This window comes from Bradyrhizobium jicamae (assembly GCF_001440395.1).
Taxonomy (GTDB): Bacteria; Pseudomonadota; Alphaproteobacteria; order Rhizobiales; family Xanthobacteraceae; genus Bradyrhizobium; species Bradyrhizobium jicamae.
On the sequence record NZ_LLXZ01000102.1, the window covers coordinates 126,740 to 153,243 of the forward strand.

General features: G+C 60.8%; 23 protein-coding genes and 1 pseudogene. 11 read left to right on the top strand and 13 right to left on the bottom strand.

Annotation, left to right across the window (positions count from 1 at the left end):
• Positions 1 to 395: 395 nt before the first annotated feature.
• On the bottom strand, positions 396 to 1,013 hold the full coding sequence (locus CQ12_RS16515) for an HdeD family acid-resistance protein (RefSeq protein ID WP_057836345.1): 618 nt from the start codon (positions 1,011 to 1,013) through the stop codon (positions 396 to 398).
• A 233-nt stretch (positions 1,014 to 1,246) separates the two neighbouring features.
• On the bottom strand, positions 1,247 to 2,260 hold the full coding sequence (locus CQ12_RS16520) for a quinone oxidoreductase family protein (protein ID WP_198164176.1): 1,014 nt from the start codon (positions 2,258 to 2,260) through the stop codon (positions 1,247 to 1,249).
• A gap of 31 nt (positions 2,261 to 2,291) precedes the next feature.
• Here CQ12_RS16520 and CQ12_RS43810 point away from each other — a divergent pair, with 31 nt between their 5' ends.
• Both CQ12_RS43810 and CQ12_RS16530 read left to right on the top strand, forming a co-directional pair.
• Positions 2,292 to 2,912, top strand: a complete 621-nt coding sequence (locus CQ12_RS43810) for an AI-2E family transporter (RefSeq protein ID WP_198164177.1) — start codon at positions 2,292 to 2,294, stop codon at positions 2,910 to 2,912.
• A 637-nt stretch (positions 2,913 to 3,549) separates the two neighbouring features.
• Positions 3,550 to 4,023 carry a phosphate-starvation-inducible PsiE family protein gene (locus CQ12_RS16530; RefSeq protein ID WP_057836442.1) on the top strand — a complete coding sequence of 158 codons (474 nt, stop codon included), beginning with the start codon at positions 3,550 to 3,552 and terminating at the stop codon, positions 4,021 to 4,023.
• Positions 4,024 to 4,418: 395 nt separating this feature from the next.
• On the opposite strand, the gene CQ12_RS43815 is transcribed toward CQ12_RS16530, so the two are convergent.
• The 3 genes from CQ12_RS43815 to CQ12_RS16545 form a co-directional block, all read right to left on the bottom strand.
• A complete protein-coding gene (locus CQ12_RS43815; RefSeq protein WP_157088258.1) occupies positions 4,419 to 4,841 on the bottom strand; it encodes a hypothetical protein in 423 nt (140 codons plus the stop codon).
• A 185-nt stretch (positions 4,842 to 5,026) separates the two neighbouring features.
• On the bottom strand, positions 5,027 to 5,890 hold the full coding sequence (locus tag CQ12_RS16540; protein ID WP_057836348.1) for an SDH family Clp fold serine proteinase: 864 nt from the start codon (positions 5,888 to 5,890) through the stop codon (positions 5,027 to 5,029).
• Between the two features lie 244 nt (positions 5,891 to 6,134).
• The gene (locus tag CQ12_RS16545) at positions 6,135 to 6,362 is read right to left on the bottom strand and encodes a DUF2188 domain-containing protein (RefSeq protein ID WP_157088259.1); all 228 of its coding nucleotides are present in this window, start codon (positions 6,360 to 6,362) and stop codon (positions 6,135 to 6,137) included.
• A gap of 521 nt (positions 6,363 to 6,883) precedes the next feature.
• Between CQ12_RS16545 and CQ12_RS16550 the strand changes: the two genes are divergently transcribed.
• Positions 6,884 to 7,567, top strand: coding sequence for a dienelactone hydrolase family protein (locus CQ12_RS16550; RefSeq protein WP_057836350.1), 684 nt, complete (start codon positions 6,884 to 6,886; stop codon positions 7,565 to 7,567).
• Positions 7,568 to 7,825: 258 nt separating this feature from the next.
• Positions 7,826 to 8,350 (top strand): DedA family protein, encoded by a 525-nt coding sequence (locus CQ12_RS16555; RefSeq protein WP_057836351.1) that lies wholly within the window; start codon positions 7,826 to 7,828, stop codon positions 8,348 to 8,350.
• A gap of 242 nt (positions 8,351 to 8,592) precedes the next feature.
• Here CQ12_RS16555 and CQ12_RS16560 read toward each other — a convergent pair whose 3' ends face one another.
• From CQ12_RS16560 to CQ12_RS16570, 3 genes are all read right to left on the bottom strand, one after another.
• The gene (locus CQ12_RS16560; RefSeq protein ID WP_057836352.1) at positions 8,593 to 9,711 is read right to left on the bottom strand and encodes a site-2 protease family protein; all 1,119 of its coding nucleotides are present in this window, start codon (positions 9,709 to 9,711) and stop codon (positions 8,593 to 8,595) included.
• Between the two features lie 427 nt (positions 9,712 to 10,138).
• Positions 10,139 to 10,813, bottom strand: coding sequence for an HAD family hydrolase (locus CQ12_RS16565; protein WP_057836443.1), 675 nt, complete (start codon positions 10,811 to 10,813; stop codon positions 10,139 to 10,141).
• Positions 10,814 to 10,913: 100 nt separating this feature from the next.
• Positions 10,914 to 12,233 (bottom strand): MgtC/SapB family protein, encoded by a 1,320-nt coding sequence (locus CQ12_RS16570; protein ID WP_057836353.1) that lies wholly within the window; start codon positions 12,231 to 12,233, stop codon positions 10,914 to 10,916.
• Between the two features lie 591 nt (positions 12,234 to 12,824).
• On the opposite strand from CQ12_RS16570, the gene CQ12_RS16575 reads away from it, so the two are divergent.
• The 3 genes from CQ12_RS16575 to clpB all read left to right on the top strand — a co-directional run bounded on the left by CQ12_RS16575 (position 12,825) and on the right by clpB (position 17,441).
• On the top strand, positions 12,825 to 13,448 hold the full coding sequence (locus tag CQ12_RS16575; protein ID WP_057836354.1) for a nucleoside deaminase: 624 nt from the start codon (positions 12,825 to 12,827) through the stop codon (positions 13,446 to 13,448).
• A gap of 284 nt (positions 13,449 to 13,732) precedes the next feature.
• Positions 13,733 to 14,386 (top strand): hypothetical protein, encoded by a 654-nt coding sequence (locus CQ12_RS16580; protein ID WP_057836355.1) that lies wholly within the window; start codon positions 13,733 to 13,735, stop codon positions 14,384 to 14,386.
• A gap of 415 nt (positions 14,387 to 14,801) precedes the next feature.
• Positions 14,802 to 17,441, top strand: coding sequence for an ATP-dependent chaperone ClpB (gene clpB / locus CQ12_RS16585; RefSeq protein ID WP_057836356.1), 2,640 nt, complete (start codon positions 14,802 to 14,804; stop codon positions 17,439 to 17,441).
• 692 nt (positions 17,442 to 18,133) lie between these two features.
• On the opposite strand, the gene CQ12_RS16590 is transcribed toward clpB, so the two are convergent.
• Positions 18,134 to 18,418 (bottom strand): hypothetical protein, encoded by a 285-nt coding sequence (locus CQ12_RS16590; protein ID WP_283807381.1) that lies wholly within the window; start codon positions 18,416 to 18,418, stop codon positions 18,134 to 18,136.
• Positions 18,307 to 18,780, bottom strand: coding sequence for a DUF2934 domain-containing protein (locus tag CQ12_RS47250; protein ID WP_283807376.1), 474 nt, complete (start codon positions 18,778 to 18,780; stop codon positions 18,307 to 18,309). Before CQ12_RS47250 ends, CQ12_RS16590 begins: the two co-directional genes overlap by 112 nt.
• Positions 18,781 to 19,016: 236 nt before the next feature.
• Here CQ12_RS47250 and CQ12_RS43820 point away from each other — a divergent pair, with 236 nt between their 5' ends.
• Positions 19,017 to 19,205, top strand: coding sequence for a hypothetical protein (locus tag CQ12_RS43820; RefSeq protein WP_157088260.1), 189 nt, complete (start codon positions 19,017 to 19,019; stop codon positions 19,203 to 19,205).
• Here the strand turns inward: CQ12_RS43820 and CQ12_RS16595 are convergent.
• The gene (locus CQ12_RS16595) at positions 19,161 to 20,390 is read right to left on the bottom strand and encodes a DUF1236 domain-containing protein (protein WP_063799754.1); all 1,230 of its coding nucleotides are present in this window, start codon (positions 20,388 to 20,390) and stop codon (positions 19,161 to 19,163) included. The genes CQ12_RS43820 and CQ12_RS16595 overlap by 45 nt on opposite strands.
• A gap of 275 nt (positions 20,391 to 20,665) precedes the next feature.
• Between CQ12_RS16595 and CQ12_RS16600 the strand changes: the two genes are divergently transcribed.
• Positions 20,666 to 23,260 carry an excinuclease ABC subunit UvrA gene (locus CQ12_RS16600; RefSeq protein WP_057836359.1) on the top strand — a complete coding sequence of 865 codons (2,595 nt, stop codon included), beginning with the start codon at positions 20,666 to 20,668 and terminating at the stop codon, positions 23,258 to 23,260.
• A gap of 322 nt (positions 23,261 to 23,582) precedes the next feature.
• Here the strand turns inward: CQ12_RS16600 and CQ12_RS16605 are convergent, their stop codons facing one another.
• Together CQ12_RS16605 and CQ12_RS16610 are read right to left on the bottom strand one after the other, a co-directional pair.
• Positions 23,583 to 23,828 carry a hypothetical protein gene (locus CQ12_RS16605; RefSeq protein WP_057836360.1) on the bottom strand — a complete coding sequence of 82 codons (246 nt, stop codon included), beginning with the start codon at positions 23,826 to 23,828 and terminating at the stop codon, positions 23,583 to 23,585.
• A gap of 175 nt (positions 23,829 to 24,003) precedes the next feature.
• Positions 24,004 to 25,269 carry a glutathione-independent formaldehyde dehydrogenase gene (locus CQ12_RS16610; protein WP_063799755.1) on the bottom strand — a complete coding sequence of 422 codons (1,266 nt, stop codon included), beginning with the start codon at positions 25,267 to 25,269 and terminating at the stop codon, positions 24,004 to 24,006.
• Positions 25,270 to 25,549: 280 nt separating this feature from the next.
• Here CQ12_RS16610 and CQ12_RS42355 point away from each other — a divergent pair, with 280 nt between their 5' ends.
• Entirely contained in the window at positions 25,550 to 25,762 is a 213-nt protein-coding gene (locus CQ12_RS42355) for a DUF1330 domain-containing protein (RefSeq protein ID WP_283807382.1), read from the top strand.
• Positions 25,763 to 25,785: 23 nt separating this feature from the next.
• Positions 25,786 to 25,976 (top strand): annotated as a pseudogene (locus CQ12_RS16615) (SDR family NAD(P)-dependent oxidoreductase); the annotation flags it as partial.
• Between the last annotated feature and the right edge of the window lie 528 nt (positions 25,977 to 26,504).

Here is a 26,504-nt window from a genome sequence, read left to right on the forward strand (position 1 = left end):
ACCGATCAAACGCCAATCCTAAGAGGCGGCCCACGTCCAGCCATGATGCTCATCAACTTCCCCAGTGGGTTTCTCGGAGCGGCGCTGTTACTGTGCTCGCGATCGGCGACCGCATAGCGAAAGCTAATTGGTCGCGATCCCACGTTGCCAGAAAAATTGTGTCGGTCAGCAATGCCGTTTTCGGGCAGACTTGGATTTGGTCCGTCGCTCAGGAACGCCAACATGGGCGAGCGGTATCCAGGCGGGAGGATCGCTTGCCGGAAACGTTTCGACCAGGCTCTGCAGGACGAGTTCGTCGTCGATCGCGGTCGTTTCAATTTCACGAGCGGACTGGCCTTTGGCCCGGCTCTTGCGACCTTGATGGCTCGATCGCCGTTGCGTCATCACAGGTCCGCCTAGGCAGCCGTGCCCACGGCCGTGGGATTGGTACCCTGCTGCTGCCGCGCTCGAAGTCGGAACGAGAATATGATCAGGGCGACGCCAAAGGCGATGGCGTACGCGCCCATCCACCAAGTCAGGACGAGAGCTCCGATCAAGGGCGTGATGAAAAGCAGCGCGCCATATGCCAGCGAAAGAATTCCACCCAAAACCAGCCACCAACGGCCATGCTCCAGGTTCAGCCGTAAGCCCGCAGCCGTCATCAACCCGCCGGTGACGATCGCCCATGAGGCAACCAGCAGTACGAAGGCAAGCACGGTAAGGCCCGGCCAGAGCAGGGCTCCGATGCCCACGGCGATATTGAACAATCCTACGAAGAGCAGGAATCCCCAGCGGCCCCTGCGGCGCATCGCGCGGACCGCCGAGACGATCCCGGCCACGCCATCGACCAGCATGTACGCGGAGAACAGAAGCACCAGCGACAGCATTGTCGGGCCGGGAAAGATCAATGCGAGACATCCGAAGATGATGCCGAGAATGCCTCGCACCAGGAACAGCCACCAGGTTGGAGCGAGCGCTGCCGTGGCAGCATCGGTTTGGGCGTCTGAAGGGCCAGTGAACGTCGTGCTGCTCATGACATGCTCCGCAATCTGGCTTCGATTGGCATCTGGTGATGTTTAGCGCGTACCGGATGACGGGCGCATTGACGGCCGTCAAAAGTTGTTTCCGTCCACCTTGGGCCGGCGCTTCCGCAGGTGGTTCCGATCGGCCATTTCTGATCTATTGGCAGACGCGATCGCGGGTACGTGGAAATTGCCTCCTGTCGGCGAGCTTGGGCGCGCGGACCGCCGAGACAGATGTCTCGCCACTACGAAGCGTGTATCGCTAGGATAATTTTGCCGACGACATGGCCCTCGGCTAGACGTTCGTGCGCCTTGTGGGCGTGGGCCAGGGAATAGCATTCCGCGATCGGAACTTTGAGTTTCGCTGCGTGGACCGCCGCGTTGAGGCGTTCGAACTCGCGAACGCCTGAAATGCCGTCGTAGCGGATCAATTCCGTGCCGCGCCGCTTCTTCGGGGCCGGCTCGATGCCGTTCGGGTGCGCCAGCCGGCCGCCGGGCCGCAGCACGTTCAGGCATTTCTCCAGCGCATCTCCACCGACGAGCGCCAGGATGGCGTCGACGCCGTCGGGCGCGAAGCGGCGCGCTTGGTCGTCGATGTCGATGCGCTTGCCGTCGACCACGACATGCGCGCCCATCTCCCGCACGAGTTCCACGCCTTCCTGGCTTGATGCTGTTGCGAACACCCGGGCGCCGCGAAGTCTAGCGAATTGCACCGCAAGCGTTCCGACACCGCCGGAAGCGCCGTGAATGATGATGGTCTCGCCCTTCTTCAGCTTCAGTGCGTCGTCAATCCCCTGCAGTGCCGTCAATCCCGTAATCGGGATCGCGCCAGCATGTCGCAGGTCAAGCCGCTTTGGGATCGGCGCGACCTTGTCTGCAGGCACGGCGACGTATTCGGCGTAGAACCCGCCTTTCGGGTTCTCCCAATTGTAGGAATAGACCTCGTCGCCGACTTTCAACCGTCGCACCCGCGAGCCGACAGCGGCGACGATTCCGGAGCCGTCGTAGCCTAGTACCAATGGAAAATGCGGCTTGCGGGGTGCATAAAACCCTTCCCGGACGTCGGCATCCCACCGGCCAACGCCGGCGGTGTCGACGGCAATCATGACTTCGTCAGGGTCCAGCGGCGGCACCGGTAAAGCATGACCAGTGATCACCTCCGGTCCGCCGAAGCGGTCGATGGCCGCCGCAAACATGGTGCGGGGGACGTGCATCGTGTGATGCCGAAAAAGCGAAGCATTGCGGGGACGATCGAGCATGGTGACAATCTCGCGTGGGCTTTCCGCCTGCATGGACGAAATCGCCGGCAGCGGCGCTGACGTCGGTCAATTTCGGAAGCAAATGCGAGGGCGACAGCCCGCCTGTAGCGCGACGCGCCGCCCTGTCGTTCCGCCGTGTGGACTAAACCTGACGGCCTTCAATCGCGGGTTCGGGGTGGAAGAACGCGCCCGAAATCCGTGCGCGAGGAAACGGCGAGATGGAAGTCTGACGAGTTGGACCAGCACGCTCGGCGGCGTACCGCTACATCGTCTCTTCCTCTCCCCCAATACGCTGATCGAGCTTTCCTTGATGCTGCGTGACGGAACATGGCTTGCGAACCGTTCGGTCGTCACCGCTCGGCGGCTGCTCGGCAATCCCGGCACTCGCCTGATCGGCAAGATCGCCGACGCAACCCGCGCCACCGTGAACGGAACAATCGCAGCGGCGATTGTGATGGGCGCTGTCGTCGGTATCGCCTACGTCGTCATGGGCGTGCCGCGCCCGCTGCCATTTTCGGCGATGACTATTGTATTGGCGATGGTGCCGCTCGGCGCCTGGGTCGCGCTTGAGGCGGCTTCTCTGACTCTTGGCCCGGTAATCATGGCGGCGCTCCTGACCGTATGGCGCGAATGGATCGGCATTCGGGAGTGACGGTTGGGGTGATCGTCACGATGTCCTGCTACTTCTCTCGTCGTCCATCGGGCGGAAAAAGGGACCGCGCGGCTTTCGCCGGCGGTCCAAGTCTCGGGGAGGAACGCCCACGGAGGGCAAGCGACGTGGGGGTCGCCGAATTCAATTCGCAAATCGAACGGCCTCATGCATTGACGAGGCTCAATTCTCTGCCTGGATTTTGTCTTTCGCGAGGGGCTGACACCCATCAAGGTGCCGACGATCGATTGACGCAACATTGCGACAAACCGGGACGGCAAGTATCGCGCCATGTCAGATAGCGGCTTCGAAGCATTTACGAAACGCAACACGGCCCGCGCACTCCCGAGACGTTCTCCTTACCTGGATCGGGAACTTCGCGGTTCGACGGAGAAGCCTGCTGCAGAAGGCGCGCCGGCGCTGTTGCGAAGCCGCCGGCGCCGACCGCTGCTGGCCCTTGGTCCGGTCACGCTGGTTCATCGACAATTTCAAGCTGATGATGTTCGTATCCTTGCTGGCGATCCCGCTGGTAATACTGATACAACGTCCACGCCGATCGGCTGGAAAACAGACTCCGCCAGGAAGGCTTGCAGAAGCGTGAGACGCCAGAAGCGTAAGACGCGGTGTGTCGGAGGCCCTGATGTCGATCAAGCAGGAGTTGAGAGAGGCGAGAGAACGATTGGGGCTGCTGTCGCTGTATCAGCGCTTCGAGTACGTCGTCGTCATGTTCCTTACGGCGTTGATCGCCGTCATTGTCGTCGCCGCACTGTGGACGCTGACCTTGAAGATTCTATTTGGCCTGGTTCTCGCTGGAGGATTTGATCCATCTGACTACTCGGCGTTTCAGGCTGCATTTGGCATGATCCTGACGGTGATCATTGCACTCGAGTTCAAGAAAACGCTTCTGGTGGTTGCTGAGCACCGTGATACTGTTGTCCAGATACGCTCGGTCGTGATGATCGCGTTATTGGCTATCTGCCGGAAGGTCATCATCCTCGATCTCACAGAGACGGACGCGCTGCACATCTTGTCACTGGCGGCGGCGATCGTCGCGCTCGGCGTTATCTATTGGCTGATAGATCGTCGCGATCCGGCGGAGGAGGAGTTGGCCTGACGATAGGGAGTACGCGGCGCTATCGACTACTGACGAAAACCGGCAGTTTTTGGAGCGCACTACGGCCGACGAGGGAATCGTCGAGCTTAAGGCAATGGGAATAGCGATAGGCCGGCCGACAAGTCCGGCGAAATCGCTGATGGCGAGGATGTCATAGATGTTACTGTCCTTGCCGAAGATGAATCATTGATCCTCCGAAGGTCTCGCTTCCTTTTCCTCACGCAGCACGATTCATCCACGGAGCGAGCGACGATCGTCAAGACGACCGCCGCTGGCGATGGCAACGAGAAGCGGGGATTGACAATCAAATCATCTCCGTTGCCTCCGCAGACGCGCCATGCCATGCACGGCGCGTCGCCGGCATCATCCGACGGGATCAATCTAGCGGCGGATCGTTACCGAGAAGGCCGGTCCGAGGTATTGGTCGTCGATCCGCCGGTATTCGATCCCGTGGTGCTCGAACCCGTCGTGGCGCTATCCATGACGATCTGCGTGACGAGCTTGTTGTCAGGATCGATCAGCACGATCCGGTCCGGCAGTTTGACGAAGAGAAGGTTCTTCGTCTCGGGAACCTGGTCGGTAACGTTGCCTGGCACCGACTGCGCTGACATGGAATCGGGAAGTTTATTGCCAACCTGCGGCTGCTCGCCGGACGGGGCGGGTTGTGAAGGCGAAGATGCGAGCCCCTGGCTGACGGCCTGTTGCTGATTTGCCGTCAAATTGGGGTGAACGTCGCCAGATGTACGCTGGGCGGCGGCGAAGCTTACGCTACCAAGAAGCGCAACGGCGATCGCGCCTCCGCGAATTAGTTGGTGCATGATCGTCTCCTAAATAGACTGAGGGATTCGGATCAGCCGAGGCGGTCGGGGATACCACGACACTCGAGCCGCCTGGTGATCAGGCATTTATACATGTGACAAAGCCGGGCACGTTGACTGCCGTCAAGATTGAGCTTTCGTGGTTTGATAATTGATAGATGAGTTGATCGTCCGACTTGGATGCGTTACGGAACCCGCGGCCATCCGAACGCATCCACCTTCGGTCCTCCCGATCCGCGCCGCTCTACCGGCAGGTACTCCACGCCGCCGCCGCTTTGCATTCGGACGGGTTGCGGATAGAGCTTGAGCAGCTCGAGGACGTTGCGCGGCATGTCGGTGCTCACGGGCAAGCCGAGCGACGTCGCGGCCGAGGCCCATATCGGATAGTCGTGGGTCCATGTGCCGGAGGTTAGGGTGTCTGCGACGGCACCGGCTTTCTCCGCGGTTAGTCGACGGGTCAGCAGCTCGCTTGCGGCCTGTTTGACCTGTGAGATTGCCTTGCGGCCGACGTCGGCCATGATCAGCGTCCGGTCGTCGACCTTTGCAATCGGCTTGTCTGCCAAGACCTTGATCAGCGAGGCGGCTGGTGAGTCCCCCAGTTGCGGATCGATCGGGCCCAGCACGGAATGCTTGCTCATGACGATTTCGTCGGCGGCGAGTGCGATCAGCGTACCGCCCGACATGGCGTGGTGCGGCACAAAGACGGTGACCTTCGCCGTATGCTCCCGTACCGCTTTGGCGATCTGCAGTGCGGCCAGGACGAGTCCGCCCGGAGTATGAAGCACGAGGTCAATCGGCACATCGGCGTCCGTCATCTGGATGGCGCGCATCACGTCCTCGGAATCGTTGATGTCGATGTAGCGCGCAAGCGGAAAGCCGAGAAACCGCATCGTTTCCTGCCGGTGCACCAGCAGGATCACCCGGGACTGTCGCTCGCGCTCGATTTGCGAAATCTTGCGCGCCCGCAAGGCGTCGAGAAACTGCTGCCGCAGCATCGGCTGGAGCGCTGAGAATATGAAGAACATCCAGATAATATCGCCTATCGACATGGTGTCCTCCTCAGCGGGCCGAGCATAGAGATGTCATCTTCATCGGAACTCGCGCCGGGAACATTGAGCGCCGCCGTGCCGTGCACCATGATCGTTGTCAATATTTCGTGGCTCAAGGCGGCGCAAATTGACCGTCGTGTCGTATTGTAATTGATGCTGGTTCAAGGCCTCTCCCAACAGAGGCGCAGCCATTTTGTCTTAGGCCGACCATCAAGGCCTGACCGACGATGGCCGAGCCAGCGGTTCACCAACCGAACAATCTGGCGAGCCACCCCCTCGCAAAATTCGTGCAACTCGTTCTTCCATCAGGGAGATGAACGACGAGCATGGTCCCCAATTCCCGCGCAACTGGTTGCGCGGCAAGTTCGGCGTTTTCCCTGGTCGGATAGTGACCGAGCTCGCACCCCTTGTCGTCGCGAACGACCCAGTCGTCGAAATTGTCGTCCGGAACGACGTGAATGGCGGCAACCATAGGGAGAACTCCGCACCAGATACCAAAATACTGCAACTTCGAAGAGGGCGCCGTGATAAGGATCAATTTTCGTGCCCGTGTATGCGAAACTGACGATTACCAAGGGAGGAGGCCGATCCGGCCGTCGAGTTTCCGATCAGCGCTGGGAAGGCAATTGTCGGATTCTGTCCGCGCGATGCTTTTGAAATTCTCGCTGCAAGAGGGCTGATTACGAGCTTCGCAATCAATTCGCGTTCTCCTACTTCCACGCGAAGCTGTTCTGGCTGATCCTGCAACCGGTGCCCGCTCAAAAATAGTTTCGTGATTATACTTTGCCGAGAAGGGAGGCGATCATCCTCCATTGACAGACGTCATAGTCAGGCGAGACTTCGTTGGGCAAAGTTCTTTCAAAAGCTTGCTGCGAACCAAGGTGTGTTGCTCGCGGTCAGTGCCAATCCGCAAGGCAAGCGGCGTTTTCGTTCGCAGCGGGTAGGCGGGAGAGATAGCGGTCGCCGCAGCGCACTCCAGGAAGGAAAGCGACGATGCGCAATCCTGCCGCTCTAACGATTGAAGAACAGTTGGTAGCCATTCCAACCGGCTCGCAATCGCTCTACGGCAAGCTGACGGTGCCGCTGGAATCCAGCGGCCTTATTATCTTCGTGCAAGGTAGCAGTAGTAGCCTTCACAATCCTCGCAGTCGCTACGTGGATCGCTACGTGGAGCGTCTGCTCAACGAGTCCAATCTAGCGACCCTCCTTGTTGATTTGCTGACGGTTGAGGAGCAAGAGATAGACCTACGCACGAGACAGTTGCGGCTCAATATTGCGCTGCTCGCCGAACGGCTGATTGAAGTGGCCGACTGGTTCACGCAATACCCGGATACGAAGGGCCTACGGCTCGGCTATTTCGGAACTGACACCGGCACAGCGGCAGCATTGGAAGCGGCGGCGGTACGTTCCGATCAAGTCGGTGCGATCACATCGCGAGGAGGCCGTCCCGATTTCGCCGGTTCTGCCTTGGTGCGCGTTAGCGTACCGACGCTGCTCATAGTAGGCGGAAACGACCTTGAGGCGGTTAAGCTGAACCGGGAAGCGTTCAAGCAGCTGAAATGCGAAAAGGAGTTCGCCGTCGTGCCAGGCGCAACACGTCTGTTCGAAGAGCCCGGTGCGCTGGACGAAGTGGCAGCGCTAGCGCGTCGCTGGTACTACAGTCACCTTGTTGGTTGAACGCGAACCGCGAAGACGCGGCGAGGAATCAGTTGAGCTACCGTTTCGGAGCCGCTGCGCAAAGCCTGGACGCGAAACGTCTAGAGGCGGACTTCTAGCAGGCCCCTGATGCCAAGACCGAGTACCGACCACTCGTCAACGAGCCAAGTCGCACAAAGTGAGGGCGGACCGCATGCGGAGCGATTTGTTATCTAAATAGCTGCTATCCCATTAGCACCTTCTTATATTTCTGTAGATGCTTGGTTGATGCAAATGTCTATGGAATCCTACGCACAGCAAATCATTGACTTCGTGCGTCAAAACGAGGCCTGGGCGCCGCCGATTGTTTTCGCGCTCGCTTTTGGCGAGTCTTTTGCATTCATCTCGATGTTCGTTCCGGCTTGGGCTGCGCTGATCGCGATTGGCGGGCTGGTCGGCGTGAGCGAGATCAAGTTCTGGCCAATCTGGGTCGCCGCATCGATGGGCGCGGGGCTCGGCGATTGGGTGTCCTACTGGATTGGCCTGAAACTGGGGAAGGCCATCTACCACAGATGGCCTTTCTCCCGGCATCCGCATCTCATTTCGAAGGGGGAGGCCTTCGTGAAGAAATGGGGCGTATCCGGCGTCTTCATCGGTCGCTTCTTTGGCCCGTTGCGCGCAGTCGTTCCACTTGTCGCCGGCATCTTCGCGATGCCCTATTGGCCTTTTCAGGTCGCCAATTTCGCGTCGGCATTCCTGTGGGCGGCCGTGGTGCTGCAAATTGGCAAATTCGGATCGGAGGCCCTGACTTGGCTCTGGGAGTAGGCGACACCAATTACGGTGCTCAAGAGATGCAATGGAGAAACTCACCGCAAGAAATACTGCTTGGAGGCACCTAGTATTGCGATCTGTCATTCTCACACCGGGCATTGCGAATGCCCATGGCTCAAACGAGATAATCAGGGATATTCAAGGTCGCGAGCCCCAAATGCAGCCTCGCAAAGATCAAAATCAATGGCCGCAAAGGGTTATCGAAGCCGACGACGTCGGCGGATAGCCGGGTCCGTTCAGGCTGCCGCGCGGCGGTGGCCGCTGCCCAGTCGGTATCCAGGCGGCATGGCGCCCGCGATCATCAGCATTTCGCCTAGCGTTTCGGAACTCACAAGTCCAACCAGCCGGTCCGCACCATCGAGGACGCCGACGGCGGGCGCACCTTTTTCCTGCAGGAGTTTGAGCGCGTCTTCCAGCGTGCAGCGACGGTTGCAGATCGGGAAGGGCGACAATGTCGTGTCCTTCATCCGGGCCTCGGGGCCGAGTTCTTTCAGAGCGCGGATCAGGTCGGCGCGGGACAGGATACCGACTGGCCGCTGCGCATGATCGACGATCGGGAATTCGCTCTGGCTCGTGCGCAGCAGGAGCTCGATCGCCTCGTCGAGGCGCGATTCCGGCGTGAGCATTGCGAATTGCGTCATCATCGCGGCGTCGACCGGCACGCCTTGCGACAAGGAGCGGAGGGCGACCATATGGGCCTCTGAGGAGGCCGCCAGATAAACGAAGATCGCGATGAAGATCAGCATCGGGCTCCCGAACAGTCCGACGAAGCCGAGCGCGAATGCGACCCATTGACCGATCATCGCAGCGATCTCCGTGGCGCGCACGAAGCCGAGCCGCGCTGAGAGGAGCGCGCGCAGGATGCGTCCGCCATCCATCGGGAAGGCGGGGACCAGATTGAAGAGTGCGAGGAACAGATTCACCGATGCGAGTCGGTCGACCATCGACACCCTGGCGCTCTCGACCGCCGCGAGTGAGCCGCCGTCCAGTGTCGCGCTCGTGACGAGGACGAGACTGAACGCGATCACGACATTGACCAGTGGGCCCGCGATCGCGATGAGGAACTCCTCAAGCGGCTTTTCCGGAATGCGCTCCAGCCGCGCGACGCCGCCGATTGGAAGCAGAATGACATCGGGTGTCAGAACGCCGAAGGCGCGCGCCGTCAGGATGTGGCCGAACTCATGCGCCAGCACGCAGAGGAACAGAAGCACCATGAAGAGAAGGCTGCCCCAGGCCACATTGGGCCCGCCCGAGACGTAGCTCGCGCCGAAAATCCAGGCGAGGAAGAGGATGAACGTGATGTGGATTCTGACGGCTGTTCCGGCGATGGAACCGAGCTTCAGGGACCAAGACATGGATGGCCTCGCAACGGTGGAGCTTCGGGGCAAAGGTAGGATGAAGCGGCTCTCCTGCTGCTGCACTGACAAACCGCAAGCCCAACGGTATCAATCCGCTGCATATTTTCGAGGTCGATCCCCCGGCTCAGGATCATGTCGCCGCAGGTCGTAACACGCCAAAATCTCGAGGGACCCCCTCATCAAAGGTGCCTCTTGTGAGCAGGCCGGAGGAGGTGACGTCGTTAGACATCTGAGAGGATCACACGCGACTCGTGCACCGACGATAAGGACTAAGGGAGCCAGAAATCGTCTCACAAAGCCGTTGTGCGAACGAGAGTTCATCTCAGCGCGCCTGATTGCGCCTGCAAAATGTTGGTTCCGCGGTTATGCCAGGAAGTTTGCGTGCGATCTTCACGTGTGGCGCGCGTCACTGCACGTGCAGGCATCATCGCCGGCCTCCAACTTCGTCGACATGCCTCAACAGATCGGCCGGATCATCGTAAACGCGGATTGCACCGGATTGCCTCAACTCGTCTTGCCCATAGCCACCGCTCAAAAGACCGACACCCAAGGCCCGGCATCGTATTGCCGCCAGCATGTCCCAGACGCTATCGCCGACAACCACTGCTGTTTCGATAGGTGCTCCCAGTCGGGCGGCAGCCGCGAGAAACAGGTCCGGATCGGGTTTGGCATATTTGACCTGATCGCGCGTCACCACCGGGATCCTATCAGGATCGACGCTGAGCGCGGCCAGATTGACGGCTGCGGTTTCCATGCGGCCGCTGGTCGCAATCGTCCACGGAATACCGGCCTCCGACAACCACGACAGCAATTCTCGAGCTCCGGGCAGAGGCCGAATGTATCTTGCCTGCTGACGGTACGCGGCGGCGTGGCCCTCGCGCAGCCGTTCCGCGCGCTCATCGCTAATCTCGAACCCCGTCTCGCGCAGAAGCTGGTCGGTGAACAAGCCGCCGCTCATGCCGATCTTGCGATGGATGCGCCAGACCGAAAGCTCAATACCTTCAGCGTCAAGCGCGTGCTTCCAGGCAAGGACGTGTTGGTACACGCTGTCCACCAGCGTTCCATCAAGATCAAATATAAAGACGGGCTCAATACGCATCGACTTCTCCTTGTTCGATAGCATTGTCATCTGCAATGGCTGAGCACCTTCGATTTGGCGGTGCCAGCGAGCGGCATCGGCCTTGGCGATCAACCGCCGTTCAGGCGGCGAAGACAAAGGTCAACCACAGCGCCGCTGCTCCGACGAGAAGGCAAAGCAATGCCATGGCCGCGATCTCAACGGCAAACGGGCCGCGGCCGATCACGGCCCCGATAGCGATCTTGCTGACAGTATTGCTGGCGACGGCGCCGAGAATGGCCACCGCCGCATCTGACCTGCTCAGGATCTCAGGTGTGAGGCGCGCCATCGACACGGTGATCGCATCAATGTCGGCAATTCCCACGAAGATCGCACCGGCCAACGCGCCCGTAGCGCCAAACGTTTCTCCCACCGCTCGACTGAGCATGACGATCAATCCCAGAAAAAACGCAAATCCCACCACTGACCAAAAATCAAACGGATTGCGAAAATCTACACCCTGATGGCCACCGGTGTCAGTCTTTGGCCAGTACACCCAGATGATGGCGAACCCGGCTGCCACGAGTGAGGCAGCAACGAGGGTCGGCAAGACAAGCATGAGGAGACCAGGCTTGAGCGCTGCCACGATGGCGGCCACGCGGAGGAACATGACAACGGACGCGACCGCGACGCCAGCCGCAAGCAGACGGGATGAACCTTCACCCGCGGCAGCATGGCGTGCGTTGGCGATGGTCACTGCGGTGGAAGACGCGACCGCGCCGGCTGCGGCCGCCAACAGCAGCCCGCGACGCGCGCCGAAATTCTTCACCGCGGCATAGCCGAGGAATGAGACGCCGGCGAGGACGATGGCGATGATCCACACGTCGCGCGGATTGACCCCGCCGAACGGGCCGACCGGATGATCGGGCATGATCGGCAGCCCGAGGAAGGTCATGGCGAGCAAGACCAGTCCTGACTGCAACTCAGGCCAGGTGATATTCTCCAGCCAGCCGTGAAGCTCTTCTCGAAAGGCGAGTAGGCCCGCGGCCGCGACTGCTGTGCCGGCGGCTACCCGCAGATCGCCGAGCACCGCATAAGCGCCAAGAGCAAAAGTCAGCATGCCAGCGATCGCAGTGGTGGCCGAGAAAGTTCCAACCGCCCTGTTCTCATCGCGGGTGAAGAGAGTAACAACCGCCGCATAGGCGGCGAAGCCAAGGCCGAGAACGATACCGCCGACGGCGCTGGCGACACCTGCTGACGCTTGTGACGACAAGGCCAGCGCTAGTGCCGCGATTACGCCGCCGAGCAGACCCGAAATGGCAAAGGTGCGGATTCCCGCCGCACGACTTCCAGGGCGCGCTTGACGTCGGCGCCAACCTCGTTCGAGGCCGATCAATAAACCGATGCCGAGCGCGACCGCGAGACGAGAGATCAACTCTTGGAGGTCCTTGGACGGGTCCATGTCCAGACCGTTCTAGGCGCGATCGGGTCCAGTTTCAGATCAAACAAAAACAAAGGGATGAGGCGCGGCCTCGTCAGCCAAACGCGGGCACCTATGCGACCATTGGGCCGCTCGGCAATGACTGCCAGCGTTCGAAACGGCCTCGGGTCTTCCTGATTGCATGCGCGCAAAATCCATCATTTACATTTGCGAAATCTAGGGGCTCCCGCCTCGCGAGCACCTTGACTGGCGTCAGCTTTCTTCAGGGTTTTCAGCGGCCAGTAATCTTTGTCGGCCGCTCCGTGCAGGACATCGCGATGTAGGTTGCGCGACCGAAAGCACTTTATGCAGCTGTGCTACTACGGCCCCTTCGCCGACCGCGTAACAGCCAAAAGCTTTCGGGAAGCTTGATGGTCGTCAATGCGCTGTGCGTCAGCCTGGACGATCGAGAAACAGGACGTCGAGCGTAAACGTCTTGCCAGCGTAACTGTCTTGACAGGCGGCTCGGATTATCCACAGGCCGATCGAGGCAGCTCACGAGACGGGAATTGCACTCCGATATGACGCGCTATCGTAAACTGGAGTACCGTTGTCAGTTCATGAGGTCCAGTGATGGCTGAGGAGTTGGACCAGTTGATGATGACGCACTGCATCGGCATTGCGAAGGCGTCAGGGAAGGCCGGAGAGTATCCATATGGCGCGGTCATCTGCCGCGACGGTGTGATCGTGGCCGAGTCCATCAATCGCGTTACCCACGACAGGGACGTGACGCACCACGCCGAGGTCGTTGCAATTTCGCGGGCGGAAGAGTCGCTCGGTACGATTAGCCTGGATGACTGCGAAATCTATGTAAATGCAGAACCGTGCGCGTTTTGCTCTTACGCGATCCGGGAGAGCAGGATCCGCCGGGTCGTGTACGGGCTCAGTTCTCCGCACATGGGAGGCGTCTCGAAGTGGAATATACTCGGCGACGTGGATTTATCCCGCAGTATGCCGGAGGTATTCGCACCGCCTCCTGTAGTCGTTGCGGGATACATGGCCAAGGAGGCTGAACAGGGACTGATCGATTGGAATCCACTCATTGCCGCAATTATCGCTCGACGCGGCCTCTTTGGCGCGGCACCACAGGTGATAACCCGCGTTATGGAGGCCTGCCGCGTCCGGCGGCCTCGCCGACGCGAGCGAATGCTTCGCTTTCTGCGTCGCCACTTCTTTGACTATTTCGGACGTCGTTAGCATCCGATGGGATCGGAGCCGTTTGCTGGATATTACTCCTTTGAATCAAGACTTCGGCGCCCGCGATAGTCGCTATTAGGACTCCGTCAACTGTCGAGACTCCGCCGAAAGACGCATTGTGCATTTGGATGCCCGTGGTCGCGGGAGGACCGGTTGGCTCACTCGAAGAGAGGCGCTTAATCATGATAGAACATGCTCGGTGTGAGAAGCCGGTTCCGGTGTCTGGAAGTCTGATCGTTTCACGGCGCCAGGCGATATGTTCCCCGACGATGACATGACGCCCGATGTTGCTGCACAGCGCTGAGATGCGGTGGTTCTTCGTGGGTCCCGCGCCGGAATGGGTTCCGGAGTGGTTCGACGCCGGAGAAGGACGGCTACCGGAGCGGCTGGAAAAGCTAAGGACCGACTCCTACCTGGTCTTCTTCGGGTCCTCAGGTGTCGGGGTAAAGCTGCGCGAAGCGCCTGGGAAAGGTCATCTCAATTTCGAGATCAAGGCGCTGCGGTCAGCACCTAGAACTGTCGAGCCTCGCCCGGGCATCCTGGGAAAGGCGGATGCGTGGGTGAAATGGTCCGTCGAGTTGCCCGTGGCGGAGGATCTTCGGCAGACCATGCGGGAGGGATCGCGCTGGATCGACGTCGAGAAAAAGCGCTGGCTACTCAAGTATGAGCTCAAAGCTGACGCCGCACCGAAAGAGGTCTTGAAGGAGGCAAGGCCCGACGAGGGATGCAACGTGGAGTTAACGGAACTGGTGGTGGTGGGAGGCCATTGGTGGACGATTGGATTCGAAGCGTTCGGTCTGCCGGAAAGGGTCGACCGCCATCTGCTGGCAAGCCTTGAGACGTTCTTTTCTGGCTCCAGGGCAAAGATTCCGTGCCCGCTCCTGGAGGCAAATTCGCTGTCGTACCCGAATTGGTTTGCCAACATCGGTGTCGTTTGAAATTTCATCGGCATCAAGGCCGCCGCAACCGCATTGGGATTTGAACACGCGTGACAGGCGCCCCGGTCAGCGATCCCGATCTTGCAGGGATGCGATATCTCGGTGCTGCACGAAGCGGGCATCATCCGCGAGGGTGAGGAGTATGAGGAGCACAGCTGGATGCAAGACCAGGCCTCCGCACGCCCGCGAACGCGCACCCGCGGGTGGCCGTCAGAGAGCGGCACCGCCCGCGGCCGGGGGCGCGCCCGGCTATACCGTGGACGTGGAGATCGTCTCGCCAGCTTGTAGGGTCGCGCCTAAAATGGGCGACGACCACCGGCTGGTTGACGGATATCAACGCGGCCGGGCGGAAACTCAGTAATGATATTAGGGGAGTGCCTTCGGGGCTGAGCGGCAGGCTGAGGGAAGCCAACCGATGAATATTGAGAAATATACCGAGCGGGCGCGCGGATTCATCGAGTCCGCGCAATCGCTGGCCATGCGCGAGGGGCACCAGCAGTTCTCATCGCTACATGTCCTCAAGGTCCTGCTGGACGACAGCGAGGGGCTGGCCAGCGGTCTGATCGACCGTGCCGGCGGCAATTCCCGGGCGATCCTGAAAGCGACCGAGGACGCGCTCGCCAAGCTGCCGAAAGTTTCGGGAAGCGGCGCCGGGCAGATCTATCTTGCTCCCGACACGGCGCGCGCCTTCGATGCGGCGGAAAAGGCTGCCGAAAAGGCCGGCGACAGTTTTGTCACGGTCGAGCGGTTACTTTTGGGCCTGACGCTGGAGAAGAACAGCGATGCTGGCTCCATCCTAAGCAAGGGCGGCGTCACACCCCAGAATCTCAATTCGGCGATCGAAGCGCTGCGCAAGGGCCGCAGTGCGGATAGTGCCACGGCCGAAAACGCCTATGACGCGCTGAAGAAATATGCCCGCGACCTGACGCAGGCCGCGCGCGACGGCAAGCTCGACCCGGTGATCGGCCGCGACGAGGAAATCCGCCGCACCATCCAGGTGCTCTCCCGGCGTACCAAGAACAATCCCGTGCTGATTGGTGAACCCGGCGTCGGCAAGACCGCGATCGTCGAGGGCCTGGCGCTGCGCATCCTCAACGGCGACGTCCCGGAGAGCCTGAAGGACAAGAAGCTGCTCTCGCTCGACATGGGCGCGCTGATTGCAGGCGCCAAATACCGCGGCGAGTTCGAGGAACGGCTGAAGGCCGTGCTGCAGGAAGTCATCGCGGCAGAGGGATCGATCATCCTGTTCATCGACGAGATGCACACCCTGGTCGGCGCCGGCAAGGCCGACGGAGCGATGGATGCGTCCAACCTGTTGAAGCCTGCGCTGGCGCGCGGCGAGCTGCATTGCATCGGCGCCACCACGCTCGACGAATACCGCAAGCATGTCGAGAAGGACGCGGCGCTGGCGCGGCGTTTTCAGCCGATCTTTGTTTCCGAGCCGACGGTCGAGGATACGATCTCGATCCTGCGCGGCCTGAAGGACAAGTACGAACAGCACCACGGTGTTCGCATCACGGATTCCGCGCTGGTCGCCGCGACCACGCTGTCGAACCGCTACATCACCGACCGCTTCCTGCCCGACAAGGCGATCGACCTAGTCGATGAGGCCGCGGCGCGGCTGAAGATGCAAGTCGATTCCAAGCCCGAAGAACTCGATTCAATCGACCGGGAAATCATCCGGCTGAAGATCGAGCAGGAGGCTCTGAAGAAGGAAACCGACATCGGCTCCAAGAGCCGCCTGCAAGCGCTGGAAAAGGAGCTGGCCGAGCTCGAGGAGAAATCGGCGGCACTCACGGCGCGCTGGAGCGCGGAGAAGAACAAGCTCTCCGATGCGCAGAAGCTGAAGAGCGAACTCGACGCCTTGCGCATCGAACTCGCCAACGCGCAGCGCCGGGGCGAATTCCAGCGCGCGGGCGAACTCGCCTATGGCCGGATTCCCGAGCTGGAAAAGAATCTCGCGGAAATCGAAGCCAAGGAAGACGCCGGCGAGATGATGGAGGACGCGGTGACCGCCAACCACATCGCGCAGGTGGTGTCGCGCTGGACCGGTGTTCCCGTCGACAAGATGCTGGAAGGCGAAAAGGACAAGCTCCTGAAGATGGAGGATAGCCTCGGCAGGCGCGTGGTCGGCCAGGCCGAAGCCGTGCGTGCCGTGGCGACCGCGGTGCGCCGTTCGCGCGCCGGCCTGCAGGACCCGAACCGTCCGATGGGCTCCTTCATGTTCTTGGGACCCACCGGCGTCGGCAAGACCGAGCTGACCAAGGCGCTCGCCGAATACCTGTTCAACGACGAGACCGCGATGGTTCGCCTCGACATGTCGGAATACATGGAGAAGCACTCGGTGTCGCGGCTGATCGGCGCGCCTCCGGGCTATGTCGGCTATGACGAGGGCGGGGCGCTCACCGAGGCGGTGCGGCGCAGGCCCTATCAAGTGGTGCTGTTCGACGAGATCGAGAAGGCGCACCCTGATGTCTTTAACGTGCTGCTGCAGGTGCTGGACGACGGCCGCCTGACCGATGGCCAGGGCCGCACCGTCGACTTCCGCAACACGCTGATCATCATGACCTCGAACCTCGGTTCGGAGTTTCTGGTCAACCAGCCGGAAGGCGAGGATACGTCCGAGGTGCGCGAGCAGGTGATGGGGATGGTGCGGGCGCATTTCCGGCCCGAATTCCTCAACCGCGTCGACGAGATCATCCTGTTCCACCGCCTGCAGAAGAGCGAGATGGGCCGGATCGTCGAGATCCAGTTCGCGCGGCTGCAGCGGCTGTTGGAGGATCGCAAGATCACGCTGGCGCTCGACGCCGCGGCGCGCGACTGGCTGGCTGCCAAGGGTTGGGATCCCGCCTATGGCGCGAGGCCCCTGAAGCGGGTGATTCAGCGCCATCTGCAGGATCCGCTCGCCGAGATGATCCTCGCCGGCGAAATCGCCGACGGCGATCGCGTCGTGATCTCGGCCGAGGGCAATGTCCTGACCTTCAACGGCAAGGCGCCGCAGACCGCCGAGGTAGCCCAGTTCGAGGCGCCGCAGGCGAAGCGCAAGCTGCATTAAAGGGGAATGACGTCGTGCTATCGACCACGCCCCACAGCCGGCCAGCCATGTGCGCGGGCGATTAAGCTGAAGTATCCCGCCAGGATAGAAGCGCGTGTAGGTGCGGGTGGCCAGCACCGCTACGCCGGGCAATGGCAGATAGCTCTGGAAAACGACGCCAATCGTTCGGCTACGTTCCAATAAGCCCGAAGCGGAACCCGGGGAGGGTGCCCGGGTTCCTAGCCTGTCGGAACAGCATCCCTCCCTCTAGGGACCGCTCGGCATGGCCGCCGTTTTATATTCACAGGCCAGCTGAACCGTCGGTGAACTATTGCACGTTCGGCAAATCGGAAGAACTACACTCGCATGCGGCCGGCTTTGCGACAATTTGCCGCCAGCCGCTAGTCGACGATCGTCCCGAGCGCCCCGGTCATCACAGAAGTACGTTTTTGAGGCCGGGCCGGGCCATTGCGGCTCACGTTCTGCTCAGAACGCTGCAACGAAATCTCAGCGAATCGGGTGAATCGATCGCGATCAAAACTTGGCGCAACCGTTCTTCACAGCATGAGAATCAACAACTTAGAAAACGCTCATTGCGTTCGGGACGCTGGCTCATCGGTTGGTCTGTTCATGCGACGCCCCTGGGGGAATTGGCCGTCGAATTGCGGCGCTGCTCGTGTCCGCGGCGGTTTCACTCGCAAAGACTTTCCGGCCTAAGCTCTGGCTGCCGTTTTCTCGACGAGCTGATGCAGCGAATCCGGCAGCTCGCGGTCCTCATCGGCGCAGCGCTGGCACAGCCTAAGCGCTATCTCTTCGGAAACGTCGCGAACCCAACCTTCCGAGAGGTTAAAACCAACGACGCGAACCGGGTTGCTGTACTGGCCTTCTAACAAATCCTGGATGACAGCTTCAAGATCGGTGTCTTCCACGTTTGTGTCGCGCCAGGCACAACCCATTCGGCCGAAGTCGTCGAGGACCAGATAAACATCCCGGTCGATGCCGGGGATAATCGAGGGTGACGCACGCATGACCCAACTCCACGCAACCGAACGTGACTTAAAAAACGGCGGTTAGGATTGGTTCCTACCGTTTGTCGAGCGACTGACTGGCCTAAGCTCAGTTTGAGTCCCTGTGCTGCACTGCTAACGCTCAGCGCACCAGGGCCGAGGGCGCCGCTCTGCGTTAAATTCAAGAACGTGCCGGGCGTGCGGCTGGGGGACGATTTATCCTCGTTTCGCAGTTCTTGCTCTGCTTGCTGCCAGAACTCGTCTTCCTTACCTTTTGGCCTGTCATGGCGCTCCCAGGTCTCATAAGCGCGCTTCTTTGATTTCTTCTTCGGCGCTAGCCGATGCCCTGCCATCCCTGTTCACGGATCCCGCCAGTTTCATCCAAACACCGCCAAGCTGCCCGAGGCGGAACATATCCTGCCGGAATGGCAAGCCGCCATGGAGGCGCTGATCCTAGTGGTGGAGAGCGGAGGCCCGGCCAACTGGCGCGCATCGACGGCCTGCGGGCGTTGACCCGCAACCACGTCCGCAAGTTCAATCCAACGCGAAAGGATCCGCACTGGGCCGCGCAAACTCGAAGGGATCAGCCATGACCGTTTTTGTCTATGTCAATACCAGCAAGCCGGCCCGCGACGTTGATTACATCAAGGTTTTTGCAAACCAGGCTGCCGCACGTGCAGCCCTCACCCCGACCTCTCCCCGTGGAGAACGGGGAGAGGGAGAACAGCCGGCCTCAGTCGATCACCTGGACGACCTTCTGCTGCTGGGGGTCAACTAGAACCACCTCGTCGCCGATGGCGAGATAGCGGTAGTTGGCGAGCTCCGGATGGTTGCGCGCCAGCTCTTCCGGCACCGGCTGCAGCGACAGACAGTTCGACGCCGAGGTTCCGGCTCCGCCGCCCGGAGGCGAGGTCGACCCGACCGTCGTCGAAGAGCTCCGCACCAATTCCCTGAACCGCCTGCGCGTGTCATCGCTGATGACGACACGGTCGCGGCCGTAAGCGGCCGCTCTGCTGTAGCCCGGTCCGTCGTCGAAAATATCGACGACCTCGCGCCGCCGCGGATCGATAATGGCAACGCGGTTGTCGATCACCGTGTACTCATAGTCCCGGTATTGCGGCATGATCCGCGCGATATCGGGCGGCAACCGGCGCGCCTGCACGCCCCGCGGCAACCGCGTGCCGACATTGACCTCGACATTGAGATTCTGGCTGGTGACCGTCCGGTCGCGCCGCAGCTGATCGACGACTTGCCTGCGCTGATCGTCGTTGACCGCGGTCGAAGAAGTCTGGCGGTTCGATTGATCCGGCGCCTGGCCGGTCTTCTGGTTCTGTGTGTTGTCGGCCGGCCGCGCGCTCTGCTGCGGCGAGGAGTTGGAGGGCTGGGCGGCCTGATCGCGCTGCTCCTTGCGATCGCGATCGATCTGCTGCTGGGTCTGCTGCTGCTTGGTATCGGCCGGCCTGGTGGCGTCCTGCGCGCGGTCCTGCTTGGGCTGACCCTCGCGGCCCCGCAGCTTTTCCTCGGCCTGTTGCTTCTGGTCGACAGCCGGCTTGGCATCGCGGCCCTGCTGCAGGTCCTTCTGCTGCGCCGTGCTCGAGGGCGCGCGCTCGCCACGGCCGGGCTGATCCTGGCTCTGCCGGGTCGGCTCCTTGGACTCGCGGCCCTGCGGCTCCTGTGCCTGCTTGCTGCGCTCGGCCGGCGACGGGGCCTCACCGCGCTGCATGTCCTTGGCGCTGCCCTTCGGTTCGGACTGCGCGCGCTCCTTGATGCGATCGGCCGCGCCGCCGCGATCCATATCCTTCGACTGGGCGGCCGGACGGTCCATTTCCCTAGAGTGAGACGCCGGTGATTGGGCGCGGGGGCTCTCCTCGCGCTTCTGCGAACCTTCCGGCGATTGCGCAATGGCGGCACCGGCGCCAATCACCAACGCCATCGCTGTCGTGTAAAGCCAATTAATCCTCATGGGAGAACCTCCTGTTGGTTCCCCCCACCCGTCTGGATTGGGTAATCTAGGTTGCCGCGTTTGGTTTCACCATGACGACGGTCAACCGGCGGCGAGGCGATCCAGCGCAGCTTGATCAAAAGCGGGATCAGCGCCTCATGCTCCCTTGGGTCCAGTGGCGATAGATGGTTCATGCAGAGGATGACGCGGCGGGCGCTTGTTACGGAACCCCCCAGTTCTAGAAGACTTTCCTTATCGAAACCGCTGCGACCTTCGCGAGCGGCGAGGAAGGTCGGATGGATAAGTCGCTGGTCAGTAGTGAAGGCGGACGGAGTACAGAAACCAACAACGGCTCCGTGCGGATTCGTGGAGCTCGCGAGCACAATCTCAAGGACGTCTCACTCGAAATTCCCCGCAACGCCTTGGTGGTCTTCACCGGCGTATCGGGATCCGGGAAGTCGTCGCTGGCCTTCGGGACGCTGTATGCGGAAGCCCAGCGGCGGTACCTCGAATCCGTCTCGCCGTACGCCCGTCGCCTTTTCCACCAGATGGCGGTCCCAGAGGTGGATTCGGTCGAGGGGCTGCCGCCGGCCGTGGCGCTGCAGCAGCAACGCGGCTCGCCGACGACCAGGTCCTCGGTCGGCAGCGTCACGACATTGTCCAATCTGCTGCGGATGCTTTACTCGCGCGCGGGCGACTATCCGCCAAAACAGCCGCTTCTCTATGCGGAGTCGTTTTCGCCGAACACACCGGAGGGCGCCTGTCCGAATTGCCACGGCATCGGCCGCGTCCATGAGGTCGACGAGCGTTCGCTGGTGCCCGACGACAAGTTGACCATCCGGGAGCGGGCTGTCGCTGCGTGGCCGAGCGCCTGGCAAGGCCAGAACCTGAGGGACATCCTAGTGACCCTCGGCTACGACGTCGACCGGCCGTGGCGAGAGCTTCCGAAGAAGGATCGCGATTGGATACTGTTCACCGACGAGCAGCCGACCGTGCCGGTCTACGCAGGATACACGCGCGCCGAGACGAAGCGGGCGCTAAAGCGAAAGGAGGAGCCAAGCTACCAGGGAACCTTCACAGGCGCCCGCAAGTATGTCCTGCAGACGTTCGCCACTACGCAAAGCGCGATGATGAAGCGTCGGGTGACGCAGTTTCTCTCAAGCTCGGATTGCCCTGTCTGCAAAGGCAAGCGGCTCAAGCCCGAGCCTCTCTCGGTCACCTTTGCCGGATTAGATATCGCGGAATTGTCGCGATTGCCGTTGAAGCAGTTGCGCGGCGTACTCGGCCGGCATTTGGATGGCCGGAAAAAGGAATTCGCCGACCATCCCGAGAAGGCACTTGTCGTGCAGCGGATAACAGAAGATATGTTGGCGCGCCTTGAGGTCCTGCTCGACCTGGGTCTCGGCTATCTGACCCCCGAGCGCAGTACGCCGACGTTGTCGCCTGGGGAATTGCAGCGGCTTCGATTGGCGACGCAAGTGCGGTCTAATCTGTTCGGAGTCGTGTACGTCCTGGACGAGCCGTCGGCCGGGCTGCATCCGGCGGACACCGAGGCGCTGTTGCGCGCCCTAGAACGCCTGAAATCGTCCGGAAACTCGCTATTCGTCGTCGAGCACGAACTCGATGTCGTGCGGCATGCAGACTGGATCGTCGACGTTGGTCCCGACGCCGGAGCGCAGGGCGGCCAAATCATGTACAGCGGCCCGCTGGCGGGCCTCGCAGACGTGCGGGAGTCTCGTACACGACCCTACCTCTTCGACCAAGCCGACAGGATTGCCAAGACGCCCCGAGACCCCCACGGCTGGCTCAAGCTCCGCGGAGTGAAGCGCAACAATCTCGATCGTCTGGATGTGGACATTCCCCTGGGCGTTTTCACAAGCGTCACGGGAATTTCGGGGTCGGGCAAGTCGAGCCTCATGAGCCAATTCCTCGTCGAAGCAGTCAGCGACGAAATAGGTCAGCGCAGCGAACCTCCCGACGATGACGACGGGTTGGTAGCCAAGGTGGAGACGATAGGTGGCGAGATCGCCGGCGGTCTGGAGAACATCAAACGGCTGGTGGTCGTCGATCAGAAGCCGATCGGCCGTACGCCGCGGTCGAATCTGGCGACCTACACCGGTTTGCTCGATCACGTCCGGAAGCTGTTCGCCGCTACCAAGCAGGCGCGCGCCAGGCGGTACGACGCGGGCAGGTTCTCCTTCAACGTGGCCAAGGGCCGTTGCGGGACATGCCAGGGCGAAGGGTTCGTTTGCGTCGAACTGCTCTTCCTGCCTAGCGTGTATGCGCCTTGTCCCACCTGCAAGGGCGCCCGGTACAATGCCAAGACGCTGGAGGTCAAGATCCGGGACAGGTCCATTGCGGACGTGCTGGCTATGACCGTCGACGAAGCGTTCGGCTTCTTTGCGGACGACGATCCACTGCGACGATCGCTAGGCGTGCTTCGCGAAGTCGGTCTGGGATACATCCGTTTGGGGCAATCGGCTACGGAGCTGTCCGGTGGGGAGGCGCAACGCGTCAAGCTTGCTACCGAGCTGCAGCGCGCGCAGCGAGGCGAGACGCTCTACGTGCTCGATGAACCGACGACGGGCCTGCACCCGTCGGACGTGGCGAAGCTGATGAAGCAACTGGACGGCCTTGTCGAAGGCGGCAACACGGTCATCGTCGTCGAGCATGACATGAGCGTAACCGCGTCCAGCGACTGGATCATCGACATCGGGCCCGGAGCAGGCGACGAGGGCGGCCGCATAGTGGCTTCTGGACCGCCCAAGCAGGTCGCATCTGTAACGCAGAGCCGAACGGCGAAATACCTTGCCTCAGTTCTTGAGTTGGGCGGCACAAGGAACTCGCACGATTCTGAACGTGGCCGTCTGGCCCCAACATATAGGCGGTAACCCTGCATCTTTGTTGTCTCTGAGTCGAAGCTGAAAAACATTGTGCGCCGGTACCAGGCCGGCTGCCATCAGCGACGGATTTACCCCGTTTGCAGAGCTCGTACGCCGCTGAGATCCCCGCAATACTCGAACCGATGACGGCGACATCGCATTCGTGGACGCTCTCGAGAGCCTTCGCGCCGGGTGCTACTTCGATATCCATCCAAAGCGATTTGCTCGTCGTATGAACGGACTTGGCGCGGACGCGCCGTAACGTCTGTTTAAGGCCGTTAGCGGATATGGCGCATTGCCGCACCACACGATCAACCGGAAGTAAGAACTTCTAGTTGGCGGCCTCTTTCCTCCCTATGTACTGGGCGGAAGCAGTCAGTTGCATCGCAGAGGCGTAACCGGCCTCCGTAAGCCTGCTCAAGGTGGCTTCACCACGATTGGCACATTCAATTATTTTGCTGGCGATGATCCGCCGGGCATTGTGTTTCTCGCTGCCAGCCGGAAGAAGTAAGCACGCACGCTCGAGGGCGACTTCCATTTTGGCTATAGTTCGGCGATCGAAGGTATCAGTAATCATTTGACCGTCCTCGGATCCCAAGCCAGCTAAAAAAGTGTTGGGCACCCGACACAGCGTGAGGCTTCGTCACGCCGTATGGGCATTGCGTCCGGCATCGTTCGGCGCCGGGATTCCGCTGGCTATCCGAAGGCTTCATCGATTCGAAGCATTGGCAGCCCGCGGCGGCCCGGTCCCGCTATCCATGGTGTGCTGAGGCGTGAACTTTCGCGCGCTCGCCAGCTTTACCGGTCGACATCAGCTTGGTCGTGTTGTGCGGATCGATCACGAATTTCTTGGGAGATCCGTCATGGAAGACTTGATATGCCTCGACTGCCCGCTCCAGCGGGATCACCTCGGTGTTCAGGAGCGGTGTTAGGTAAGGCATCCGGTCCCACAGGATGGCCATCATCAGATCGCGGTTGTAGTGCATGACGGGACATTGACCGGCTGTGAATGTCGGCGATTTTACCCAGGCTGCGGGAAAGCCCAGGGCCATCAGGCCCTTCTTGTTGAGTTCTGTGGGCGCACCCGGATCCAGGTTGGTGTAGACCCCGGGGATGCCCATCGCCCCCGCGGGCTTGATCACTTCCATCAACGTATTGATGACGGCTTCCTCCACGTTCTTGGAGCTGCCGTCCTGCCCGTAGCCATGGCACTCGAGGCCGACACAATCGACGGCCGCGTCGACCCAGCGCGAGCCCGTGCCGAGAAGTTTTTCAATTTGGTCGGCGACAGGAGTGGTGCTTGACGGATCCACGACCTCGTAACCGGCTTCTTTCACCAGATCGCGCCTGGCCTTGTTGTGGTCGCCGACGATGATGCAAGACGCTCCGAGAAGCTGCGCGCTCGCGGCGGCGCAGCGACCGACCGGCCCGGCGCCGGCAATGTACACGGTAGAACCCGTTCCAACCCGCGCCTCGACACAGCCATGATACCCGGTGGGCAGAATATCGGAGAGCAGGGTGAGGTCCCTGATCTTTTCGATGGCCTGTTCCTTGTCGGGGAATTTCAGCAACTGGAAGTCCGCCCACGGCACCAGCATATATTCGGCTTGGCCGCCCTGCCAGCCGCCAAGATTGAAGCCGTAAGCGCCGCAAAATCCGAGTTCCTCGTTAGCGTTAAGGCATACGTCCGTGTGGCGTTCCTTGCAGTTTCGGCATGTGCCGCAAGCCACGTTGAAGGGCACGGAGCAGACATCGCCGACCTTAATGCGCTCGACATGCGATCCTACCTCAACCACCTCGCCGGTGTTCTCATGACCCATCTGCATTCCCTTCGGGGCCGCGAAGCGGCCGTTATAGATATGCAGGTCACTGCCACAGATGTTTGTCGTGATGATCTTGAGGATGACAGCGTGCTCGATCTTCCTGCCCTTCGGGTCCTGAAGCTTCGGGTATCCTTTGTCCTGGACCTCCATCTTGTGTGGTCCCAAGAATGTGACGGCGCGATTGCCTGCTGCCATAGGTAATCTCCTTGGTTCAATGTGGTGGGTTTTGGCCACTGAAACATTCATCGATGCCCGTGCGGTGATGGAGAATAGGCGAGAAGTATCGGCAAGCCTTGATAGCCATCAATATCTCAAGCCGATTGACTGTTGAGAGTTGCGCATTCGATCGTCGCGCTTTGGCCCGGAACAGCTGATTGCCGATCTCCGCCTCTCAAAAAACCGAATGGTTGATCGAATGGGTAGTTGACGAAGGTCAATACCTCAACGATCGCCGCGCTCGGCGTCATCACAGGCGATATCGCGCGCGGTGAGAGGACGCTACCTCGGGGGTGGAAGCAGAAGTTCGATCGATGGCGATCCGCCGAAGGGGCGCGTCGTCCTTGTACAGTGGGATTCGCTCGATCAAATGATGAAGTGGCGACACTCGCCCGAATACACCACCGCCCGCGCCATCGGAGAAAAGTACGGCAGTTTTCGCATCTTCGCTGTCGATGGCGTACCGCAGTAACTCTTACAGGAGCAGATTTCATGATGTCTTTGGATGGCAAGGTGGCTCTGGTAACCGCGCCGCCTCGGGCATGGGCCTTGCGACCGCCAGAGCCTTCGCCGAGGCCGGAGCTGCTGTGGCTCTTGCCGATGTCAACGAGGCGGCCGTGCGCGCCGCTGCGGACAACAGTTTGGTCGCCAGCGGTGGCAAGGCGATAGGCTTCCGTTGTGACGTGATCGCATCCCTGGAGGGAAAGAAACCGTAGACATTCGCCGCACCCGACACGATTCGAACATGTGACCTTTGCCTTCGGAGCAGGCAGGGCTGGCCATTCAAGCTACGGCCTGAAAAAGCAATTCGAGACGGTCACGTCCCTGCAACCAACCGAAAATCGCCGGTCGGAATCAATCCGGTCTCAGGAAGGCCAACCCCAGAATAACCCCGGCTATCCGGTAAACGAACGGGGATAATGGTCTACGAACAGAATCAAAAATCTAGGTTTTTCAATGCTATACGCAGCAATAACCGGGTTCGGGACGCAGGGGTCGCAGGTTCGAATCCTGCCACTCCGACCATCCTTTCAAGTACTTATAGTAACTGCGGTTTTCGGGCGCAATGAAATGCGCAGCGAAATAGGGCGCGGCCGCAGCATAGCTGCCTGACGCTTCCCCCCAAACGTTCCGCGTCGCCGCTCTTGGCAGGACGGGGCTTTCCAAAATGGGATTTCCTGTAACTGGCTCTGGCAACGGGGAGCCTATGCCGG

Coding starts and splice junctions, on each gene's coding strand:
- CQ12_RS16515 (WP_057836345.1), bottom strand. CDS start 1,013: ATGAGCAGCACGACGTTCACTGGCCCTTCAGACGCCCAAACCGATGCT.
- CQ12_RS16520 (WP_198164176.1), bottom strand. CDS start 2,260: ATGCTCGATCGTCCCCGCAATGCTTCGCTTTTTCGGCATCACACGATG.
- CQ12_RS43810 (WP_198164177.1), top strand. CDS start 2,292: ATGGACGAAATCGCCGGCAGCGGCGCTGACGTCGGTCAATTTCGGAAG.
- CQ12_RS16530 (WP_057836442.1), top strand. CDS start 3,550: ATGTCGATCAAGCAGGAGTTGAGAGAGGCGAGAGAACGATTGGGGCTG.
- CQ12_RS43815 (WP_157088258.1), bottom strand. CDS start 4,841: ATGCACCAACTAATTCGCGGAGGCGCGATCGCCGTTGCGCTTCTTGGT.
- CQ12_RS16540 (WP_057836348.1), bottom strand. CDS start 5,890: ATGTCGATAGGCGATATTATCTGGATGTTCTTCATATTCTCAGCGCTC.
- CQ12_RS16545 (WP_157088259.1), bottom strand. CDS start 6,362: ATGGTTGCCGCCATTCACGTCGTTCCGGACGACAATTTCGACGACTGG.
- CQ12_RS16550 (WP_057836350.1), top strand. CDS start 6,884: ATGCGCAATCCTGCCGCTCTAACGATTGAAGAACAGTTGGTAGCCATT.
- CQ12_RS16555 (WP_057836351.1), top strand. CDS start 7,826: ATGGAATCCTACGCACAGCAAATCATTGACTTCGTGCGTCAAAACGAG.
- CQ12_RS16560 (WP_057836352.1), bottom strand. CDS start 9,711: ATGTCTTGGTCCCTGAAGCTCGGTTCCATCGCCGGAACAGCCGTCAGA.
- CQ12_RS16565 (WP_057836443.1), bottom strand. CDS start 10,813: ATGCGTATTGAGCCCGTCTTTATATTTGATCTTGATGGAACGCTGGTG.
- CQ12_RS16570 (WP_057836353.1), bottom strand. CDS start 12,233: ATGGACCCGTCCAAGGACCTCCAAGAGTTGATCTCTCGTCTCGCGGTC.
- CQ12_RS16575 (WP_057836354.1), top strand. CDS start 12,825: ATGGCTGAGGAGTTGGACCAGTTGATGATGACGCACTGCATCGGCATT.
- CQ12_RS16580 (WP_057836355.1), top strand. CDS start 13,733: ATGTTGCTGCACAGCGCTGAGATGCGGTGGTTCTTCGTGGGTCCCGCG.
- clpB (WP_057836356.1), top strand. CDS start 14,802: ATGAATATTGAGAAATATACCGAGCGGGCGCGCGGATTCATCGAGTCC.
- CQ12_RS47250 (WP_283807376.1), bottom strand. CDS start 18,780: ATGGCAGGGCATCGGCTAGCGCCGAAGAAGAAATCAAAGAAGCGCGCT.
- CQ12_RS43820 (WP_157088260.1), top strand. CDS start 19,017: ATGACCGTTTTTGTCTATGTCAATACCAGCAAGCCGGCCCGCGACGTT.
- CQ12_RS16595 (WP_063799754.1), bottom strand. CDS start 20,390: ATGAGGATTAATTGGCTTTACACGACAGCGATGGCGTTGGTGATTGGC.
- CQ12_RS16600 (WP_057836359.1), top strand. CDS start 20,666: ATGGATAAGTCGCTGGTCAGTAGTGAAGGCGGACGGAGTACAGAAACC.
- CQ12_RS16605 (WP_057836360.1), bottom strand. CDS start 23,828: ATGATTACTGATACCTTCGATCGCCGAACTATAGCCAAAATGGAAGTC.
- CQ12_RS16610 (WP_063799755.1), bottom strand. CDS start 25,269: ATGGCAGCAGGCAATCGCGCCGTCACATTCTTGGGACCACACAAGATG.